Below are 19,923 nucleotides of genomic sequence, written 5' to 3'. Positions count from 1 at the left end.
GGGAGGGGGAAGGGGAGGCGCCTACGCCCGCTCGTAGGTCACCCAGCTGAAGCCGTCCTGGTCGTCGCGAGCCACCTCACGCCATCGGTGCGGGTCGATCGTGGGGAAGTGGACGTCACCGTCGGGCGACTGGTGGACCTCCGTGATGAGCAGGCGGTGCGCCCAGGGCATGGCCTCGGCATAGATCTGGCCGCCACCGCAGATGAAGACCTCGTCGGCCGGGCCGGCCAACGACAGTGCCTCGCTGAGGGAGTGCGCCGTCTCGACCTCGGCGTGGTGCCAGTCCTGCTGGCGGGTCACGACGATGGTTCGGCGGCCGGGCAGCACGCGGCCGATGGAGTCGAAGGTCTTGCGGCCCATCACCATGGCGTGGCCCATCGTGGTCCGCTTGAAGAAGGCGAAGTCCTCGGGAATCCGCCACGGCATGTCGTGGTCGGCACCGATGACGCCGTTGCTCCCGACTGCGGCAATGAGCGTCACGTTCGTCATGGCCCCAGGCTAGGGCTCGACCCGCTCAGACCGCGATGGGCGCCTTGATCGAGGGATGCGCCTCATAGCCCACGAGCTCGAAGTCGCCGAGGTCGTAGTCGTCGATCGAGGCCCGGGGCGTGATGCGCATCGTCGGCAGCGGAAGCGGCTCGCGGGTGAGCTGCAGGCGCGCCTGCTCGACGTGGTTGGAGTAGAGGTGGGCGTCGCCGAGGGTGTGCACGAAGTCGCCCGGCTCGAGGTCGGTGAGCTGCGCGACGATCATCGTCAGCAGCGCGTAGGAGGCGATGTTGAACGGGACGCCGAGGAAGATGTCGGCAGAGCGCTGGTACAGCTGGCACGAGAGCCTGGCCCGGTGGCCGTCCACTGCGGGCGTGACGTAGAACTGGAACATCGTGTGGCACGGCGGCAGCGCCATCGCGTCGACGTCGGCGACGTTCCAGGCGGAGACGATGTGCCGCCGGGAGTCCGGGTTGGTGCGGATCGACTCGATGACCTTGGCGATCTGGTCGACGTGGCGCCCGTCGGGCGTCGGCCACGAGCGCCACTGGTAGCCGTAGACCGGGCCGAGGTCGCCGTGCTCGTCGGCCCACTCGTCCCAGATGGTGATGCCGCGCTCCTGGAGCCAGCGCACGTTGGAGTCGCCGCGCAGGAACCACAGCAGCTCGCCGATGATCGAACGCAGGTGCAGCTTCTTGGTCGTCAGCACCGGAAAGCCGTCGGCGAGGTCGAAGCGCATCTGGTAGCCGAACACCGACCGGGTCCCCGTGCCGGTGCGGTCGGACTTGTCGACCCCGGTCGTCATCACATGGTCGAGGAGGTCGAGATACTGCTGCACGCGGGCAGCGTAACCCGCGGCGGTGACGGTCGGCGTCAGGTGGGGGCGATAACCTGCGGGGTATGAGTGCGACGTCTCCGTTCGGCCGGATGGTCACGGCCATGGTCAGCCCCATGCGTCCCGACGGGACCCTCGACCTCGACGCCGCCCAGCGTGTGGCCACCCATCTGGTCGACCACGGCCACGACGGCATCGTCGTCAGCGGCACCACCGGCGAGTCGGCCACGACCTCCGACGCCGAGAAGGTCGCGCTCCTTCGCGCCGTCCTGGAGGCGGTCGGCGACCGGGCCGTCATCACCGCCGGCGCGGGCACCAACGACACCGCCCACTCGGTCGAGCAGGCCAAGGCCGCCGTCGCCGCCGGCGCTCACGCGCTGCTCACCGTCACCCCGTACTACAGCAAGCCGCCCCAGGAGGGCCTGCGCGCCCACTTCCGGGCGGTCGCCGACGCGGTCGACGTGCCCGTCATGCTCTACGACATCCCCGGCCGCACCGGCACCGCCATCTCGACCGAGTCGCTCGTCGAGCTCGCCGACCACCCCAACATCGTCGGGGTCAAGGACGCCAAGGGCGACCTGTTCGCGATGACCGAGGTCATGCGCCAGTGCGACCTGCTGTTCTTCTCGGCCATCGACGACCTCAACCTCGCCTACCTCGCGCTCGGGGCCGCCGGTGTGGTCAGCGTGGTGGGCCACGTCGCCGGCGACCTCTATGCCGAGATGCTCGCCTGCGTCGACAAGGGCGACCTCGCCCGTGCCCAGGAGCTGCACCGCCAGGCCGTTCCCGCCGTCAAGGCGGTCATGACCATCACGCAGGGGGCCATCATGGCCAAGGCCGCACTCAAGGAGCTCGGGGTCCTCGACTCCGCAGCGGTGCGGTTGCCCCTGGTCGAAGCCACCCCGGACCAGGTCGCCGCGCTGCGCACCGGTCTCACCGAGTCAGGACTGATGTGAGCCATCCCCACCCCGAGCTGACCACCCCACCCCCGTTGGCGCCCAACGGCGTCCGCATCGTCGCCCTCGGCGGTCTGGGCGAGGTCGGCCGCAACATGGCCGTCCTCGAGCACGCCGGGCAGCTGCTCGTCATCGACTGCGGGGTGCTCTTCCCCGAGGACCACCACCCCGGAGTCGACCTGATCCTGCCCGACTTCGAGTACCTCGATGACCGGCTCGACGACATCCAGGCGATCGTCCTCACCCACGGCCACGAGGACCACATCGGCGCCGTCCCCTACCTGCTGAAGCGCAAGCCCGACATCCCGCTGGTCGGCTCCATGCTGACCCTGGCGCTCGTCGAGGCCAAGCTGAAGGAGCACCGGATCCGCCCCTACACGCTGGGCGTCAAGGAGGGCATGCGCGAGGGGCTCGGGGTCTTCGACTGTGAGTTCGTCGCGGTCAACCACTCCATCCCGGACGCGCTCGCCGTGTTCGTCCGCACGCCCGGTGGCACGATCCTGCACACCGGCGACTTCAAGATGGACCAGCTGCCGCTGGACGGCCGCCTCACCGACCTGCGCGCCTTCGCCAGGCTGGGGGAGGAGGGCGTCGACCTGTTCATGACCGACTCGACCAACGCCGAGGTCCCCGGTTTCACGACCCCGGAGAAGGACATCGCCCCGGCCATCGACAAGGTGTTCCGCGACGCCCGACGCCGGATCATCGTGGCCTGCTTCTCCAGCCACGTGCACCGGGTCCAGCAGGTCCTCGACGCTGCCGACAAGGCCGGCCGCAAGGTCGCCATGGTGGGCCGCTCGATGGTGCGCAACATGGGCATCGCGGCCGAGCTCGGCTACCTCCATGTGCCCGATGGTGTGCTCGTCGACGTCAAGCGGCTGGACCAGTTCCCCGACGACCAGGTCGTCCTCATCTGCACCGGGTCCCAGGGCGAGCCGATGGCGGCCCTGTCGCGCATGGCCAACCGTGACCACCGCATCGACGTCGGCGAGGGCGACACGGTCCTGATGGCCTCCTCGCTGATCCCCGGCAACGAGAACGCCGTCTACCGCGTCATCAACGGCCTGATGCGGCTCGGCGCCGATGTCGTCCACAAGGGCAACGCCAAGGTGCACGTGTCCGGTCACGCCAGCGCCGGTGAGCTCCTCTACTGCTACAACATCGTCAAGCCGCGCAACGTGATGCCCGTCCACGGCGAGTGGCGCCACCTCGTCGCCAACGCCGCCCTGGCAGTGCAGACCGGCATCCCGCCCGAGCGCGTCGTGCTGGCCGAGGACGGCGTCGTGGTCGACCTCGTCGACGGCAAGGCGAGGATCGTCGGGGCCGTCCCGTGCGGCTACATCTACGTCGACGGCTCTTCGGTGGGCGACTTCGACGAGGCGCTGCTCAAGGACCGTCGTATCCTGCGCGACGAGGGCTTCATCTCGGTCATCGTTGTGATGGACGCGGCGACCGGCAAGATCGCGGCCGGCCCCGAGATCCAGGCTCGTGGGTTCGCCGAGGACGACGAGATCTTCAAGCAGGTCCGGCCCAAGATCGAGCAGGCTCTCGCCGAGGCCACCGGCAACGGCGTCACCGACAGCTACCAGCTCGAGCAGGTCATGCGTCGCGCGCTGGGCGGCTGGGTCGGTGGCAAGATCCGCCGCCGCCCGATGATCATCCCGGTGGTCATCCAGGCCTGAGCGCCGGCCGGCGCCAGCGTGCCCCCGCTACCAGCGCCGCGCCGCTACCAGCTGCGCCGCGCGGCTACCACGGCCGCGCAGGGAGCGCCTCGCGCGGGTCATCGCTGGTGACCCAGCCCTGCGGGGTCTGCACGTACTCCGCCTGAGGGCCGTTCGCGGCCAGCTCGGCGACGGCGGCGAGCAGGCGCTCGACGTGGGCGGCGGTGGTCGCCAGCCCGATGCTGGCGCGCACGGCGGTCGCCGGAGCGGCGGCATACGGGTCGGTGACGTCGTCATCGAGGTCGTCAGGGAGGACGTCGAGGAGCGCGTCGACGCACAGGTGCGCGCAGAACTTGCCGTCCCGCACGCCGATCCCGTGCTCGGCCGACAGCACCGTCGACACGAGCGAGGAGTCGAGCCCGTCAATCGTGAACGTCGCGACGGCGACCCGGTCGTGGTCCTCGCCGAAGAGCGAGTAGGTCTGCACCCCCTCGATCGACCGCAGCCCGTCGAGCAGGCGGCCGCCCAGGACGCGCTCGTGGGCCTCGACGGTCTCGGCGTTTGCACGCAGCGTGTGGCAGGCGGCGGCGAGGGCCACGGCGCCCACGACGTTCGGGCTGCCCGCCTCGTGCCGGGCCGCGCCGGTGTGCCACACCGTGCCGCGCTCGGTGACCGACTTCGTCGCCCCGCCGCCGGCCAGGTAGGGGTGCGCCGCGTCGAGCCAGTCGGCCCGCCCGGCCAGGACACCTGCCCCGTACGGCGCATAGAGCTTGTGCCCCGAGAGCACGATGTAGTCGACGTCCAGCTCGGCGAGGCTGACCCGTCGGTGGGGAGCGAGCTGAGCGGCGTCGAGGACGACGCGGGCGCCGGCTTCGCGCGCGATCGCCGCCAGCCGGCGGACCGGCCAGACCTCGCCGGTGACGTTGGAGGCGCCTGCCAACACGACGAGCCGGTGGCGACCATGGCGGGTCTTCAGCGCGGTGCGCAGCAGCGTCTCGGCGTCCCGGGCGCTGCCGGGGACGGGGAGGCGGACGGTGTTCCGGTGCTTCCACGGGAGCAGGGCGGCGTGGTGCTCGGTCTCGAAGACGAAGACCGTGGTGTCCCGGGGCAGGGTCGATGCCAGCAAGTTGAACGAGTCGGTGCTGTTGCGTGTGAAGACGACCTCGTCGTGAGAACGCGCGCCCACGAACTCCGCAACCTCGGCGCGGGCCTGCTCGTACCAGGCGCTGGTCACCCGCGAGGCGTAGCCGTTGCCGCGGTGCACCGAGGAGTAGGTCCGCAGCGTGCTCTCCACTGCCTGGGCGACGCTGACCAGGGCCGGCGTCGACGCCGCGTGGTCGAAGTTCGCGTAGTCCACGACGCCGCCGAGGGTCGGCACCGGCAGGGCTGCCGTCACCACCGCGGGCACGGCGGGTGCGGCGTCGGGCCGCAGGGGCGGGACGGCGCGCAGGTGGTCGCGGGCCTGCGCCAGCGGGGCGGTGTGGCGCAGTGCGGGAGGTGGGGTACTGGCGATCGACATCGGCGGTAGCTCCTGGGTCCGGTGGGACCCGCAAGGTGCTCGCGGGTCCGCGCTTGCCGGCTGCGGGTGCAGACGGCCCGGTCGTCACCCGGAGCACCCCACCGCGGAGGAGGGTTGCTGGTCAGCAAGCCGGGGCTTCGCGCTGACACTCATGACCTGATCAAGGACTGTAGCCGCGGCCCCGGCCAGGTATCCAGCACGTGAGCGGTGGTTCTCGTCACGTGAGACCGCCCGAGGTCCTGACGGACGTCGGCTGCGGACACTCGTGATGTCTGGGGCGCGTGTGACACGTGTGTCCGGTGTGTCGGTCGCGTACCCTGCGAAGCATGGCGACTCGTCCGTCCACCTCGACGCGCTCCTCGAGCGGTCGCGGCACCGCAACGCGGCCCGCGAACCGCAAGGCCGGCGCGCCCCGCAAGGCCCCGGCCCGTGGCAAGACCGGCGGGGGCGGCCTCCCGTTGCCGCTGCGCGCGGTCAAGGGCACCTGGATGGGCGTCGCGCACGTGGCCGGTGGCGCCGTGCGCCGGGTGGGCAACAGCGCCAGCGAGCTGGACCCGGAGCACCGCCGCGACGGCATCGGCTTCTTCCTCATCGGCATGGCGATCCTCGTCGCGGCCAGAGAGTGGTGGGCGTTCCAGGGGGTCCTGGGGGACGTCGTCCACGCCGTGGTGGCGGGCACCTTCGGCCGCGTCGCGTATGCCGTGCCGCTCGGCCTCCTCTTCCTCGGCCTGCGCCTGCTGCGCTCGCCGCAGGACGACGCCGCCAACTCCCGCATCGGCATCGGCCTCGGGGCGATGACCGTGGCGGCCTCCGGGCTGGCCCATGTCGCCGCGGGCATCCCGGCGCCGCCCCAGGGCGCTGACGTCATGCGCGCCGGTGGGGGCATCATCGGTTTCCTCGCCTCGAGCCCGCTGGCGGCGGCGGTGTCCGTCTACGGGACGGTCCCGATCCTGCTCATGCTGGGCTTCTTCGGCCTGCTCGTCATGACGGCGACCCCCATGCACCTGATCCCACAGCGTCTCGGTGAGCTGCGCGACCACCTGCTGCATCGCGGTGCGCCCGTCGACGGCGAACCGGTCGTCGACGTTGAGGCGGCCGAGTCCAAGCCGCGGCGACGCCGGCGCGTCATCGACCCCGACGAGCCGATGGACGGCGACGAGGCGTTCGAGCAGGCCGCCCTCGTCGCCCCGGGCGGCCGCCGCTTCCGCCCGGGCGAGAAGCGTCCGACCTCGCCCGGCGTGCTCGCGCCGTCGGCCACGGACGCGCCGCGGCGTGCAGCCGCCGGACCGGCGGTCGAGGTCAAGACGTCGCTCGAGGCGCCGCCCACCACGCCCCTGCCGCAGCGCGTCGAGCAGCTCGCGCTCGCCGGCGACATCACCTACACCCTGCCCGACAACGCCCTGCTTGAGCCCGGCTCACCCCACAAGACCCGCAGTGCCGCCAACGACCGGGTGGTCGAGTCCCTCACGGGCGTCCTCGAGCAGTTCGACATCGACGCGCAGGTCACCGGCTTCACCCGCGGCCCGACGGTCACCCGCTACGAGGTCGAGCTCGGCCACGGCACCAAGGTGGAGCGGGTCACGGCCCTGTCCAAGAACATCGCCTATGCCGTGGCCTCGGCCGACGTCCGCATCCTCAGCCCGATCCCGGGCAAGTCCGCGATCGGTATCGAGATCCCCAATGCCGACCGCGAGAAGGTCAGCCTCGGCGACGTCCTGCGCAGCCAGGCCGCCCGGGGGAACCAGCACCCGATGGTCATGGGTGTCGGCAAGGACGTCGAGGGCGGTTATGTCATCGCCAACCTCGCCAAGATGCCCCACCTGCTCGTCGCGGGCGCCACCGGCGCGGGTAAGTCGAGCTTCGTGAACTCCATGATCACCTCGATCCTCATGCGCTCCACGCCCGACGAGGTCCGCATGGTCCTGGTGGACCCCAAGCGGGTGGAGCTCACGGCATACGAGGGGATCCCGCACCTCATCACGCCCATCATCACCAACCCCAAGAAGGCCGCCGAGGCGCTGCAGTGGGTGGTCCGCGAGATGGACACGCGCTACGACGACCTGGCGCAGTTCGGGTTCAAGCATGTCGACGACTTCAACAAGGCGGTCCGGGCCGGCAAGGTCAAGCCGCTGCCGGGGTCGGAGCGGGTCATCCACCCGTACCCTTACCTGCTGGTCATCGTCGACGAGCTCGCCGACCTGATGATGGTCGCGCCGCGTGACGTCGAGGAGTCGATCGTCCGCATCACCCAGCTGGCCCGGGCAGCGGGCATCCACCTCGTGCTGGCGACCCAGCGCCCGTCGGTCGACGTCGTCACCGGTCTGATCAAGGCCAACGTGCCGTCGCGGATGGCCTTCGCGACCTCCTCGCTCGCCGACAGCCGCGTCGTGCTCGACCAGCCGGGGGCCGAGAAGCTCATCGGTCAAGGTGACGCGCTCTTCCTGCCCATGGGTACGAACAAGCCGATGCGCGTGCAGGGGGCCTGGGTCACCGAGTCCGAGATCCAGAACGTCGTCAAGCACGTCACCGAGCAGCTCAAGCCGAGCTACCGCGACGACGTCACCGTGGTCGCCGCCAAGAAGCAGGTCGAGGACGACATCGGCGACGACCTGGATCTGCTGCTGCAGGCGACCGAGCTCGTCGTCACCACGCAGTTCGGCTCGACCTCGATGCTCCAGCGCAAGCTGCGGGTCGGCTTCGCCAAGGCCGGTCGTCTGATGGACCTGCTGGAGTCCCGCGGTGTGGTCGGTCCCTCCGAGGGCTCCAAGGCGCGCGACGTCTTGGTCAAGCCGGACGACCTGCCCGTGACCCTGGCGCTCATGCGTGGCGACGAGGTGCCCGACCCGGAGCCGGTGTTCGACGGCCAGAGCGTGGACAGGCCGAGCGCCGATGGGCGCAGCGTGGACGGGCACGCCGCGGCGGCGGGGAACGAGCGCACCGACGAGGTGGCGGTCGGCGGCTACGCCATGGACGCGCGGTACGCCGACGACCCGGTCGCCCGGCAGTATGCCGGGCTGGAGGAGGTCGAGGAGTCGCAGGACGCCTGGGAGCTGACCGGTCGGGACTGAGCCCGGCGGGCACAGACGAAATAGATCCGCTCCTGCGGTCGTTGCGCGATGGTGACCGCCGCGCCCGAGACACTTCCCGACGCCCCGACCAGCCTCCCGATCGTACTCGAGCCGACCCGTCCCGCCGCTGCCCCTGCGGGGGCGGCCGCGCCCTCCCGCCGCTCCTCGCTGCGCTTCGTCCTCGTGCTGGGCGCGCTCACGGCCATCGGCCCGCTGACCATCGACACCTACCTGCCGGCGCTGCCCTCGATCTCCCGGGACCTGGCCGCCTCGGAGTCGGCGGTGCAGGCCACCTTGACCGGCATCCTGCTCGGGATGGGCCTCGGGCAGCTGCTCGTGGGCCCGCTCTCGGATGCCATCGGGCGCCGCAAGCCTCTGATCGCCGGTATCTCCCTGCACATCCTGGCCTCGGTGCTGTGCGCGTTCGCCCCGTCGGTGGAGGTGCTCACGGTCGGACGGGTGCTCCAAGGGCTGGGCAATGCCGCGGTGGCCGTGGTCGCCATGGCGACGGTGCGCGACGTGTTCGTGGGCTCCGCCGCGGCCACGCTGCTCTCCCGCCTGATGCTCGTCTCGGGTATGGCGCCCATCCTGGCCCCCAGCCTCGGGGGCGCCATCCTGCGACTCACGTCCTGGCGCGGCGTCTTCGCTGTCCTCGGCGTGGCCGGGGTGCTGCTGGTGACGCTCGCATCCACCGCCCTGCGCGAGACGTTGCCCGTCGACCGGCGTCGCCCGGCTGCTCCGCGGGAGGTCCTCGACACCTACCGACGGCTTCTGCGTGACCGGACGTTCGTCGGGCTGGTCCTCATCGCCGGGCTCGGCTTCGCCACGCTGTTCGGGTACATCGGCGGGTCGTCGTTCGTGCTGCAGAACGTCTACGGACTGAGCGCGGCCGAGTTCGCGCTCGTGTTCGGGGCGAACTCGCTCGGCCTGATCCTCATGTCGCAGCTCAACCCGGCCCTGGTGCGACGGCATGGGCCGCGGGCCTTGCTCCGCTTCGCGGTGGTGACCGCGGCAGTCGCCGCCGTGGTGCTTCTGGCCTCCGCCTGGTCCGGCATCGGAGGGCTGTTCGGACTGCTCCTGCCGCTCTGGGTGATCCTCGCGACCTGCGGGCTGACCTTCCCCAACACGCCCGCCCTGGCCCTGAGCCGGCACGGCGAGGCAGCTGGAACCGCCTCGGCGCTGCTCGGTGCAGCCCAGTTCGCCATCGGCGGTCTGGCCGCCCCCGTGATCGGTCTGCTGGGCTCGGGCTCCGCTGTGCCGATGGCTGCGGTCATGGCCACCACGGCCTGCCTTGCCGCCGTCGTGGCGGCTCGCACGCTGCGCGTCACCACGGTGACGGCCTAGCCGCAGCTAGCCGACCGTCGCCTCCTCCGAGGGTCCGTCGAGCTCGGCGATCGTCGCCAGGCTCGGGCCGCGCTCGGCCTGCAGCGTCTTCGCGCCGGACTCGGCCTCCCGCAGGACGCGCAGGACGTTCCCGCTCGTGAGCCGACCCAGCTCGTCATCCGACCAGCCCCGGTCCGCGAGCGCCTCCAGTAGCCGCGGATAGCCGGTGACGTCGCCGAGACCCTCGGGGAGCACCTCGACCCCGTCGTAGTCGCCGCCCAGGCCGACGTGGTCCACACCGGCCACTTCGCGGACGTGCTCCACGTGCGCCACCACATCAGCCAGGGTCGCCGGCGGCTCGGGAGTGGAGGCCCGGTAGGCGGTGAGGAACGCGCCGTACTCGTCGGCGTCTGCGAGGGTGATGCCTTGCGCGGCCGCCTGGGCCGTTCCCTCGGCCCGCCAGGCCGCGGCATCCGGGTTCACGAAGCTCGGCACGAAGGTGACCATGCAGACGCCGCCGTTGCCGGGCAACGTGGCGAGGACGTCGTCGGGGACGTTTCTGGGGCTGTCACACACGGCCCGGGCCGACGAGTGACTGAAGATCACGGGCACCTGCGCGACGGCCAAAGCCTGCCGCATGGTGTCGGCCGAGACGTGGGACAGGTCGACGAGCATCCCGATGCGGTTCATCTCGCGCACCACCTCGACCCCGAACCGGGACAGGCCACCGTGGACGGGGACGTCCGTGGCCGAGTCGGCCCACGGGACGTTGCTGTTGTGGGTCAGCGTCAGATAGCGCACGCCGAGCACGTGCAGCATCCGCAGCGTGGCGAGCGAGCTGTTGATGGAGTGGCCGCCCTCCGCGCCCAGCAGCGACGCGATCCGGCCGCTGCGCCAGGCCGCCTCCACCTCGTCCGCGGTCCGGGCGAAAGCCAGCTGGTCGGCATACCGAGCCACGAGCTGGTGGCCCGCATCGACCTGCTCCAGCGTGGCACTGACGGCGTCGTCCCCACTCAGCGAGGCAGGCACGAACACCGACCAGAACTGGCCGCCGACGCCACCCTGGCGCAGCCGCGGCAGGTCGGTGTGGGTCGGCGTGCCGCCCGCGCCGACGTCGAGCCGGTCGAAGTCGTACCCGACCTGTAGGCGGGCCTCCCAGAGCAGGTCGTTGTGCCCGTCCACGACGGGATGCTCGCGCAGCACGGCGGCAACCCGGTCGGTGGAGCTGGCGGACGGACTGAGGGAGAAGACGGAGGGGGTCGCGCTGGTCATGGCGCCACGGTACCCACCCTTAGAGTGGGGCCATGAGCTCGACCGCACAGCGCAGCGTCGCCCTGGTCACCCTCGGGTGCACGCGCAACGACGTCGACTCCGAGGAGCTGGCCGGACGGCTCGCCGCCGAGGGGTGGCTGCTCGTCGACGACGCGGCCGAAGCCGACGTGGCGGTCGTCAACACCTGCGGGTTCGTCGAGCAGGCCAAGAAGGACTCGATCGACGTCCTCCTCGAGGCGTCGGCGCGCAAGGGCGAGGGTCGCACCAAGGCGGTGGTGGCCGTGGGCTGCCTGGCGGAGCGGTACGGCAGCCAGCTGGCGGAGGAGCTGCCCGAGGCCGACGCGGTGCTGGGGTTCGACTCCTATGCTGACATGTCCACCCACCTTCGGGCGGTCCTCGACGGGCACGCGCCCGCGTCGCACACCCCGCAGGACCGGCGTCGCCTGCTGCCGCTGTCGCCCGTGCAGCGCCAGGCGGGCGCGGCCGCCTTGGCGATCCCGGGTCACGGGGCCCCCTCGTCGCCCACCACCGAGGTGGTCGACGAGCCCCTCGACGGGCCCGTCCCGGCCTCCGGACCGCGAGTGATGCGAGCGCGCTTGGACGGGCGCCCCTGGGCTCCGCTCAAGATCGCGAGCGGCTGTGACCGTCGGTGTGCGTTCTGCGCCATCCCGATGTTCCGCGGGGCGTTCGTCTCGCGGCGGCCCCACGACATCCTCGCCGAGGCCCACTGGCTGGCCGAGCGCGGCGTCAAGGAGCTCTTCCTCGTCAGCGAGAACTCCACCTCGTACGGCAAGGACCTCGGCGACCTCGCCCTGCTCGAGAAGCTTCTGCCGGAGCTGACCACCGTGCCCGGCATCGAGCGGGTCCGGGTGTCCTACCTCCAGCCGGCTGAGATCCGGCCGGGTCTGCTCGATGCGATGGCGACAGTCCCTGGCGTCGTGCCGTACTTCGACATCTCCTTCCAGCACGCCTCCGCCCCGCTGCTGCGCTCGATGCGCCGGTTCGGCGGCCGCGAGGCCTTCCTCGCCCTGCTGGACGACGTGCGAGCCCGCGTGCCGCAGGCCGGCATCCGCAGCAATGTCATCGTGGGGTTCCCCGGCGAGACCGAGGAGGACCTCGACGAGCTGGAGGCCTTCCTGGTAGCGGCGCGGCTCGACGTCGTGGGGGTGTTCGGCTACTCCGACGAGGACGGCACGGAGGCCGAGACGTATGCCGCGAAGGTCCCCGACCTCGAGGTGACCGCACGCGTGGCTCGGTTCACTGCCCTGATCGAGGAGCTCAACCTCCAGCGCGCCGAGGAGCGCATCGGCGAGACCGTCGAGGTGCTGGTGGAGTCGCTGCCGGACGACGAGCCCTGGGTGGTCGGTCGCGCAGCCCATCAGGGACCGGATGTCGACGGCGTCACCTACCTCGACCCCACCGAGTTTCCCGGTGCCGCGGTGGGTGACCTCGTGCGCGCCAAGGTGGTCGGTACCGAGGGGATCGACCTCGTGGCGGCGCCGTGCTGAGCGAGTCCGCTCGCACACCTGACCCGGCCGTCACGCCGGTCTCGAGCCCCGCGCCAAGCGCCTGGAACGTCGCCAACGCCCTGACCGTGTGTCGGATCCTCCTGGTCCCGGTCTACGGGTGGCTGCTCGTCGCCCGGGGTGAGAACGCCGGCATGCGGTGGTGGGCCGCCGCGGTTCTGGTCGTGGCCACGGCCACGGACCGCCTCGACGGCGACCTCGCCCGACGGCACGGTCTCGTCACCAACCTCGGCAAGATCGCCGACCCCATTGCGGACAAGACCCTGATGGGGATGGCCTTCGTCGGGCTGTCGATCCTCGGGGAGCTGCCCTGGTGGGTCACCGTCGTGGTCCTGGTCCGCGAGTGGGGGGTCACCGTGCTGCGGTTCTTCGTGATCCGGCACGGGGTGATGCCCGCCGGGCGCGGTGGCAAGGTCAAGACGACCCTGCAGTTCTTCGGCCTGCTGCTCTACACCATGCCCTTGGAGGCGTTCCCCCATGCGGCAGCGTGGGAGCTGGTGGCGCGCGTGGTCCTGGGTCTGGCCGTGGTGGTGACCCTGGTGACCGGTCTCGACATCGTCGCCAAGGCCGTGCGGCTGCGGCGCACCAGCCTACGGACGGCGATGAAGCGTGAGCGCCGGGCGGCCGGCCGCCCATGACGAGCGCGGCGGGGCTCATCTCGGCTCTGACGGCCAGGTCACTGACCATCGCCACCGCCGAGTCGCTGACCGGTGGCCTGGTGTGCGCCGCCCTCACGGACGTGCCTGGAGCCTCGGCGGTGGTTCGGGGCGGCGTGGTGGCCTACGCGACGGACCTCAAGGCTGGTCTCCTCGGGGTCGACCCAGCCCTGCTTGCCGCCGGTGGCGCGGTCCAGGAGGAGGTGGCGCGCCAGATGGCCCTGGGCGTATGCCGCCTGCTCGGCGCCGCGGTGGGTGTCGCGACGACCGGGGTGGCGGGTCCGGACCCCCAGGACGGTCGTCCGGTCGGGACGGTTTTCGTGGCCGTGGCGTGCGATGGTGAGGCTCGGGTCGTCGAGCTGAGGCTGCAGGGGTCACGGGACACCATCCGTACGGATACCGTCTCGGCGGCCATGCGGCTGGCGACCTCGCTGGTCACGGGCGCGTAGGCCCCCGGCGCAGCGCCGGAAGATTTCGGCCCCAGCGCTGGTTGACCCCTGTGCAGCAGGGCATTCTGCAAACCTCGACGCGCGCCGTCAGGGTCGCGCGGTAACGTAAGGGCATTCGGTCCGGCGTCCAGCCAGCTCCGAGTCCTGCCAGCTCCGAACTCAGCCAGCCAAGAGGGAGGCGTCATGATCCTGCTTCGTCGAGAACTCGGTGACGTCCTCCGTGAGCAGCGACAGGCGCAGGGGCGCACCCTGCGCGAGGTCTCTGCGGCGGCAGCGGTCTCCCTCGGCTATCTCAGTGAGGTCGAGCGCGGCGAGAAGGAAGCCTCCTCCGAGCTGCTCGCGTCGATCTGTGGGGCGCTACGCCTTCCGCTGTCCGAGGTGCTTGGGCAGGTGTCCGAGCGCGTGGCCGAGACCGAGGCGCTCACCGCGCCGGTGGCACTGCCCATCCCGTCGGCCCGCATGGTGTCTGCGTCCGCTGCCTGACGACGCGGCAGGCCTCTGGGGGCGGCCGCGTCCTAGACGCGGCGATACGGGGTGGCCCGGCCGGACGAGCCGAGCGGACGTTGTGGCCTGCCCTCGTCCGTGGGGCCCACGCCGCCCTGGCAGCCCGGACAGTAGAACATCGTGCGCTCCTGGCCCGCCGGCCCGATCATCGCCACCCGCACCGTCCCCCCACAGCGGCGGCAGGGCCGACCCGAGCGCGCATGCACGTAGGTCTCCTCGCCACGCCGGCGCACCCCCGTGCTGGCCTGGACGGCATGGTGGCGGGCCGTGTCGATGAGCCGGTGCACCCGGGCGACGAGCGCGTCGACGGCCGGGACAGACAGTGTGGACGCCGCCTGCCAGGGGTGGAGGCGTTCGAGGAACAGTGACTCCGCGGCCCACAGGGTGCCGACGCCGGCGAGGTTGCGCTGGTCGAGCAACCCCGCGCCGATCGTCGTCCCGCTCGCCCGCAGCCGAGACGCCGCCGACCCGGGGTCCCAGTCGGGACCGAGGAGGTCCGGGCCGAGGTGACCCACGACCTCGTGCTCACGGTCGGTGGGGAGCACCTCGAGCAGCCCCAGGCGCAGCCCGAGGGCGGTCCAGGTATCGGTGCCGACCGCCGCGCGCAGATCCTGGCGCCGCAGCCACCTGGTCGACTGGTCGGCGGCCTCGACGCGCCACTGACCCTCCATGCGCAGGTGTGAGTGGACGGTGACGTCGCAGTCGAGCCGGTGCAGAAGGTGCTTGCCCCGGCTGACCACCTCGATGGTCGAGCTCCCTCGGAGGTCGACCGTGGCCACAGCGGGGAAGCGCAGGTCGCTGAGCACGATGGGCGCGCCCGCGAGTGCCTGGTTGAGCCGCTGGGCGGTGCGCCAGACGGTGTCGCCCTCAGGCATGGCTCATCGGCGCAGCCGCAGCCCGCGAGGAGTGGCCCGGAACCCGGCACGGCTCAAGGCCCCCGCCAGCGGGTGGTCTGACCCGAGGACGGCATCGCCATCGGCCTTCTCGACGGTGAGCCGTCCGAGGGCGCCCTCGCGGACGGCGAGAGCGAGTGCGTCCGCGGCGCTCTGGAGAGGCTGGGGCTCGTCGGTCCACGACAGCAACGTCTTCCCCCCACGCTCGACGTAGAGGACGAGCTCGCCGTCGACGAGCACCACGAGGGCCCCGGCCTTGCGGGCAGGCTGATGCCCGCGTCTCGAGGCGCCGACCGAGGAGTCGTCGCCCTCGTGGCCCGCGTGCTCGCCTTGGTCGTCACCACGCAGTGAGCCTCGATCCGGCCAGGGCACTGCCGCACCGTAGGCGTTGGCCGGGTCGGTGGCGGCGAGCACCAGGGCCGGAGTGGACGGGTCGGTCTCTGCGCCGACCACCCGAGCCCCCGCCCGCAGGCGGTCGATGGCTCCAGTGGTGGAGAACTGCGAGGCGCCCAAGGACTCGACGAAGTACCCCCGGCGCACGCGGCCGGACTCCTCGGCCGCGGCCAGGACGCGGTAGACGGCCGCGAACCCACCCGGGACGTCCTCGGCCACGACCGAGCCCCGGGTGACGACCCCGTAGCGGTCGAGGAGGACCTCGGCGGTGGCGTAGGCGCGGACCGTGGCGTCGGTCTCCACCGACGGCAACAGTGACCAGCGGCCGGCTCCCGTGGGCGGCCCGCCGCGCACGGGCATCGCCGGCCGCCCTGCTCCGCGCTGGCCCGAGAGAGCGCCCAGGGAGCCTCGGCGACCGGCATACCTCGTGGCGCGCGGGCCCGAACGGCCGCGCGTGTGGGTCGTGCGGCCACCGGCGAGGTGCGCACGAAGGGGGGTGAGGGTGTCGTTGCTCACCTGTCCCGCCCAGGTCAGGCTCCACAGGTCTGCGAGCAGGGCCTCGTCGTCGAGGCTGCCCAGGGCGTCGGAGAGGGTGCGGAAGAAGTACGCACCGCCGCCGGCGAGGGCGTCGAGTAGGGCCTGCTGCTGCTCGGAGACGGCAAGGTCGGACGGGGGGGCCAGGGTCAGGTGGGCCGTGTCCGCCAGATGCAGGGACACCCAGCCGTCGTCGCCGGGAAGTGAGCCGTGGCCGCGCCAGAGGACCTCGCCGCTGCTGGTGAGGTCGTCCAGAAGGGCGGGGGAGTAGTCGACCACCCGGCTCGGCAGGACCAGTGTCTCGAGGGCGCTCGCGGGCACCACCGCTCCGGCGAGCTGCTCGACCGCCCTGACCAGCCCCTCGCGCCCGCGCAGCCGACCGCCGATGCCCTGCCAGGTCGGCAGGAACCGGGCCAGCTCGACCGCCGGGACCGGCTCGACCTCGGCGCGCAGGGCGGCCAGCGAGCGACGTCGCAGCAGCCGCAGCACCTCGGCGTCGCAGTAGTCGAGACCGTGCAGGCCGCCACCGTTCTCGGCGGGCAGCAGCTCGCCCTCGACGACGCGGCCCGTGGCCACGAGTCGGCGGAGGGCGTCGTGGGCGACCGCCGGGCCGACGCCCCACCACGCCGCCACGGCCACAGCGGGGAACGGACCATGCGTCCGGGCGTAGCGACGGACGAGGTCGCCCAGTGGGTCGGGCACCGGGTCGAGGAACGCCTGCGGAACGCCGACCGGGAGGGAGCAGCCGAGGGCGTCGCGCAGGCGGCCGGCGTCCTCGATGGCGGCCCACCGCTCCTCGCCGGCCACTCGGGTCCGGATGAGCCGGCGCGCTCCCTCGAGGTCCACGAGCCAGACCCCGAGGGTCGTCGTGGACACCTCGTCGCGGCAGCGGCGGCGGATCTCCTCCAGTGGGAGCGGGCCCAGGGCGCGGAGCAGGTCAGCGACGTCCTCGGCGTCGCGGCAGGCTCGCTCCGGGACCAACCGCTGTAGCTCGGACTCGGTGCGGGTCACCTCTGCAGGGTCGAGCAGGTCGCGCAGAGACAGGCCCTCGCCCCGGCCGAGGAGCTCGGCGAGCAGGGTCGGGTCGAGCGACAGCGCTGCGGCGCGCTTCTCGGCCAGGGGCGAGTCGCCCTCGTAGAGGAACTGGGCGACATAGCCGAACATCAGCGAACGGGCGAACGGTGACGGCTGGGCCGACTCCACGTCGACCAGGCCCACCGCGCGGGACTCGATGGCGCGCATGAGAGCGGTCAGCCCGGGCACGTCGAACACATCCTGGACACACTCGCGCACCGTCTCGAGCACGATGGGGAACGAGGCGTACTGGCTGGCGACCTCGAGCAGCTGGGCTGCCCGTTGACGTTGCTGCCACAGGGGCTGCCGACGGTCGGGACGGCGGCGCGGCAGCAGCAGGGCCCGCGAGGCACACTCTCTGAACCGTGCCGCGAACAGGGCCGAGCCGCCGATCTCGGAGGTGACCAGGTCGTAGACGTCGTCGGCGTCGAGGCGCACCAGCTCGAGCAGCTCGGCGCCGATCCCTCGCCCCGTGGACCCCCCGGTTGACCCGTCGTCGTCGAACTCCAGGTCGGGCAGGCGGAACACAATGCCGTCGTCGCCGTGCATGGCCTGGACGTCGACACCGAACCGCTCCCGCATCCGCGCCGAGACGCACAGCGCCCAGGGGGCATGGACCTGACCGCCGAAGGGCGAGTGCACGGCGACCCGCCAGTCGCCGATCTCGTCACGGAACCGCTCGACGACGATGGTGCGGTCGTCGGGGACGTGCCGGGTGGCCTCCTGCTGCTCGGCGAGATAGGCGAGGAGGTTGTCAGCAGCCCACTCGTCGAGCCCGGCTGCCCTGACGCGCGCGCGCGCCTTAGCCGGTGAGAGTGCGATGACCTCGCGGACGAAGGCCCCGACGGCGCGGCCCAGCTCCGCAGGGCGCCCGAGCTGGTCGCCCTTCCAGAAGGGGAGCTTGCCGGGGAGGCCAGGAGCGGGAGTCACGAGCACGCGGTCATGGGTGATGTCCTCGATCCGCCAGGTCGAGGTGCCCAGCGTGAACAGGTCACCCACTCGTGACTCGTAGACCATCTCCTCATCGAGCTCGCCCACCCGCCGGCCGGCGCCCTCGGACGAGGCGAGGAACACGGCGTAGAGGCCGCGGTCGGGGATGGTGCCGCCGGAGGTCACGGCGAGGCGCTGGGCGCCCGGCCGCCCACTGAGCAGGCCCGTCACACGGTCCCAGACGATGCGGGGACGCAGCTCGGCGAACTCGTCGCTCGGGTAGCGGCCCGAGAGCATGTCGAGCACCGACTCGAGGATGGAGCGGGGGAGCGCGGCGAACGGTGTGGCGCGGCGAACGGTCTGCTCGAGATCGTCGACGGTCCAGTCGTCCATCGCGCACATGGCGACGATCTGCTGGGCGAGCACGTCGACCGGGTTGGCGGGGACACGCAGCGACTCGATCGCGCCGGCCCGCATGCGCTCGACCACGACGGCGGTCTGCACCAGGTCGCCACGGAACTTGGGGAACACCACTCCCCGGCTGACCGCGCCCACCTGGTGACCAGCGCGTCCCACCCGTTGCAGGCCCGATGCCACCGACGGGGGCGACTCGACCTGCACCACGAGGTCGACGGCGCCCATGTCGATGCCGAGCTCGAGTGAGCTGGTCGCGACGACAGCGGGCAGCCGGCCGGCCTTGAGGTCCTCCTCGATGAGGGCCCGATGCTCCTTGCTGACCGAGCCGTGGTGCGCCCGCGCCAGCACGGCGGGGGCACCCGCCGAGGCCCCGGCCTGCGCCATCAGCTGGGCTGGCGTCCGAGCGGCCTGAGCGGGCGTCACGGAAGCTTGGGCAGTAGGGGCAGCCCCCTGGTCCGCCGTCTCGAGCCGCTCCTGCCAGATCTCGTTGAGGCGGCTCGTCAGCCGCTCGGCCAGCCGTCGCGAGTTGGCGAACACCAGCGTGGACCGATGCTGGGCGACGAGGTCGACGATCCGCTCCTCGACGTGCGGCCAGATCGAGGCCCGGCGCTCGGCACCCGAGGCGGGACCGGACAGGTCGTCGGCCACTGCCTCGCCCAGGGACGACATGTCGGCGATGGGCACCACGACATCGAGGTCCCACTCCTTGGTGGAGACCGGACGCACCACCTCGACCGGGCGGCCGCCGGCCAGGTAGCGGGCGACCTCGTCGACGGGCTCGACAGTCGCGGAGAGCCCGATGCGCTGGGCGGGCCGCTCGAGCAGCGAGTCCAGGCGCTCGAGGGTCAGGGCCAGGTGGGCGCCGCGCTTGGTGCCCGCCACCGCATGGACCTCGTCGAGGATGACCGTCTCGACGCCTGCCAGCGCCTCGCGGGCCTGGGAGGTGAGGATGAGGAACAACGACTCGGGAGTCGTGATCAGCACGTCTGTGGGCGTGCGGGCGAACGCGCGTCGCTCGCCCGCTGGAGTGTCCCCGGACCGCACCGACACGGTGATGTCGGGCGGGGCCAGCCCCAGCCGCGTGGCGGCGTGCCCGATCCCCACCAGCGGGGAGCGCAGGTTGCGCTCGACGTCGACGGCCAGCGCCTTCATCGGGGACACGTAGAGGACCCGGCATCGCTTCAGCCGCTCCTGCGGCACCGTCTCGCTCGCCAGACGGTCCAGCGCCCACAGGAACGCTGACAGCGTCTTGCCCGAGCCGGTGGGCGCCACGACCAGGGCATGCTGCCCGGAGCTGATGGCCGCCCACGCCCCCGCCTGGGCGTCGGTGGGCGCCGCGAACGAGCTCCGGAACCACTCCGCGGTGGCTGGGGAGAAACGGTCGAGCACGTCGGCTGTCATGAGGTCTCCAGCCTCTCACCCCGCAC

Annotated in this window: 14 protein-coding genes and 1 riboswitch; of the genes, 8 read left to right on the top strand and 6 right to left on the bottom strand. The window is 72.0% G+C overall.

The window, feature by feature from the left end; translation table 11 throughout:
- Window positions 1-21: 21 nt before the first annotated feature.
- Both VGN50_RS03690 and VGN50_RS03685 read right to left on the bottom strand, forming a co-directional pair.
- Entirely contained in the window at window positions 22-489 is a 468-nt protein-coding gene (locus VGN50_RS03690) for a dihydrofolate reductase (RefSeq protein ID WP_327443291.1), read from the bottom strand.
- Window positions 490-514: 25 nt separating this feature from the next.
- On the bottom strand, window positions 515-1,324 hold the full coding sequence (locus tag VGN50_RS03685) for a thymidylate synthase (protein WP_327443290.1): 810 nt from the start codon (window positions 1,322-1,324) through the stop codon (window positions 515-517).
- Window positions 1,325-1,386: 62 nt separating this feature from the next.
- Here VGN50_RS03685 and dapA point away from each other — a divergent pair, with 62 nt between their 5' ends.
- A complete protein-coding gene (dapA, locus tag VGN50_RS03680; protein ID WP_327443289.1) occupies window positions 1,387-2,277 on the top strand; it encodes a 4-hydroxy-tetrahydrodipicolinate synthase in 891 nt (296 codons plus the stop codon).
- Complete coding sequence (locus VGN50_RS03675; protein WP_327443288.1) at window positions 2,274-3,959, top strand: ribonuclease J; 1,686 nt, start codon at window positions 2,274-2,276, stop codon at window positions 3,957-3,959. Before dapA ends, VGN50_RS03675 begins: the two co-directional genes overlap by 4 nt.
- Window positions 3,960-4,023: 64 nt before the next feature.
- Here VGN50_RS03675 and VGN50_RS03670 read toward each other — a convergent pair whose 3' ends face one another.
- Window positions 4,024-5,457, bottom strand: coding sequence for an aminotransferase class V-fold PLP-dependent enzyme (locus tag VGN50_RS03670; RefSeq protein WP_327443287.1), 1,434 nt, complete (start codon window positions 5,455-5,457; stop codon window positions 4,024-4,026).
- Window positions 5,458-5,501: 44 nt separating this feature from the next.
- Window positions 5,502-5,614: riboswitch (SAM riboswitch) on the bottom strand.
- A gap of 169 nt (window positions 5,615-5,783) precedes the next feature.
- Here VGN50_RS03670 and VGN50_RS03665 point away from each other — a divergent pair.
- A complete protein-coding gene (locus VGN50_RS03665) occupies window positions 5,784-8,525 on the top strand; it encodes a DNA translocase FtsK (RefSeq protein WP_327443286.1) in 2,742 nt (913 codons plus the stop codon).
- Window positions 8,526-8,573: 48 nt separating this feature from the next.
- Window positions 8,574-9,869, top strand: a complete 1,296-nt coding sequence (locus tag VGN50_RS03660) for a multidrug effflux MFS transporter (RefSeq protein ID WP_327443285.1) — start codon at window positions 8,574-8,576, stop codon at window positions 9,867-9,869.
- A 6-nt stretch (window positions 9,870-9,875) separates the two neighbouring features.
- Here the strand turns inward: VGN50_RS03660 and VGN50_RS03655 are convergent, their stop codons facing one another.
- Window positions 9,876-11,120, bottom strand: coding sequence for a dipeptidase (locus VGN50_RS03655; protein ID WP_327443283.1), 1,245 nt, complete (start codon window positions 11,118-11,120; stop codon window positions 9,876-9,878).
- A gap of 32 nt (window positions 11,121-11,152) precedes the next feature.
- On the opposite strand from VGN50_RS03655, the gene rimO reads away from it, so the two are divergent.
- The 4 genes from rimO to VGN50_RS03635 all read left to right on the top strand — a co-directional run bounded on the left by rimO (window position 11,153) and on the right by VGN50_RS03635 (window position 14,234).
- A complete protein-coding gene (rimO, locus tag VGN50_RS03650; RefSeq protein ID WP_327443282.1) occupies window positions 11,153-12,628 on the top strand; it encodes a 30S ribosomal protein S12 methylthiotransferase RimO in 1,476 nt (491 codons plus the stop codon).
- Window positions 12,622-13,284 carry a CDP-alcohol phosphatidyltransferase family protein gene (locus VGN50_RS03645; RefSeq protein ID WP_327443281.1) on the top strand — a complete coding sequence of 221 codons (663 nt, stop codon included), beginning with the start codon at window positions 12,622-12,624 and terminating at the stop codon, window positions 13,282-13,284. The genes rimO and VGN50_RS03645 overlap by 7 nt, the downstream gene beginning before the upstream one ends.
- A complete protein-coding gene (locus tag VGN50_RS03640) occupies window positions 13,281-13,751 on the top strand; it encodes a nicotinamide-nucleotide amidohydrolase family protein (RefSeq protein ID WP_327443280.1) in 471 nt (156 codons plus the stop codon). Before VGN50_RS03645 ends, VGN50_RS03640 begins: the two co-directional genes overlap by 4 nt.
- A 183-nt stretch (window positions 13,752-13,934) precedes the next feature.
- Window positions 13,935-14,234, top strand: coding sequence for a helix-turn-helix transcriptional regulator (locus VGN50_RS03635; protein WP_327443278.1), 300 nt, complete (start codon window positions 13,935-13,937; stop codon window positions 14,232-14,234).
- Between the two features lie 32 nt (window positions 14,235-14,266).
- Here VGN50_RS03635 and VGN50_RS03630 read toward each other — a convergent pair whose 3' ends face one another.
- Window positions 14,267-15,130, bottom strand: coding sequence for an Fpg/Nei family DNA glycosylase (locus VGN50_RS03630; RefSeq protein WP_327443277.1), 864 nt, complete (start codon window positions 15,128-15,130; stop codon window positions 14,267-14,269).
- A 3-nt stretch (window positions 15,131-15,133) separates the two neighbouring features.
- Complete coding sequence (locus VGN50_RS03625; protein WP_327443274.1) at window positions 15,134-19,897, bottom strand: ATP-dependent helicase; 4,764 nt, start codon at window positions 19,895-19,897, stop codon at window positions 15,134-15,136.
- Window positions 19,898-19,923: the final 26 nt, after the last annotated feature.

Origin of the sequence: Pedococcus sp. (assembly GCF_036000045.1) — a bacterium.
Taxonomy (GTDB): Bacteria; Actinomycetota; Actinomycetes; order Actinomycetales; family Dermatophilaceae; genus Pedococcus.
Note: the sequence above shows the minus strand (reverse complement) of the source record. Positions and strands in the feature narration are given on the sequence as shown.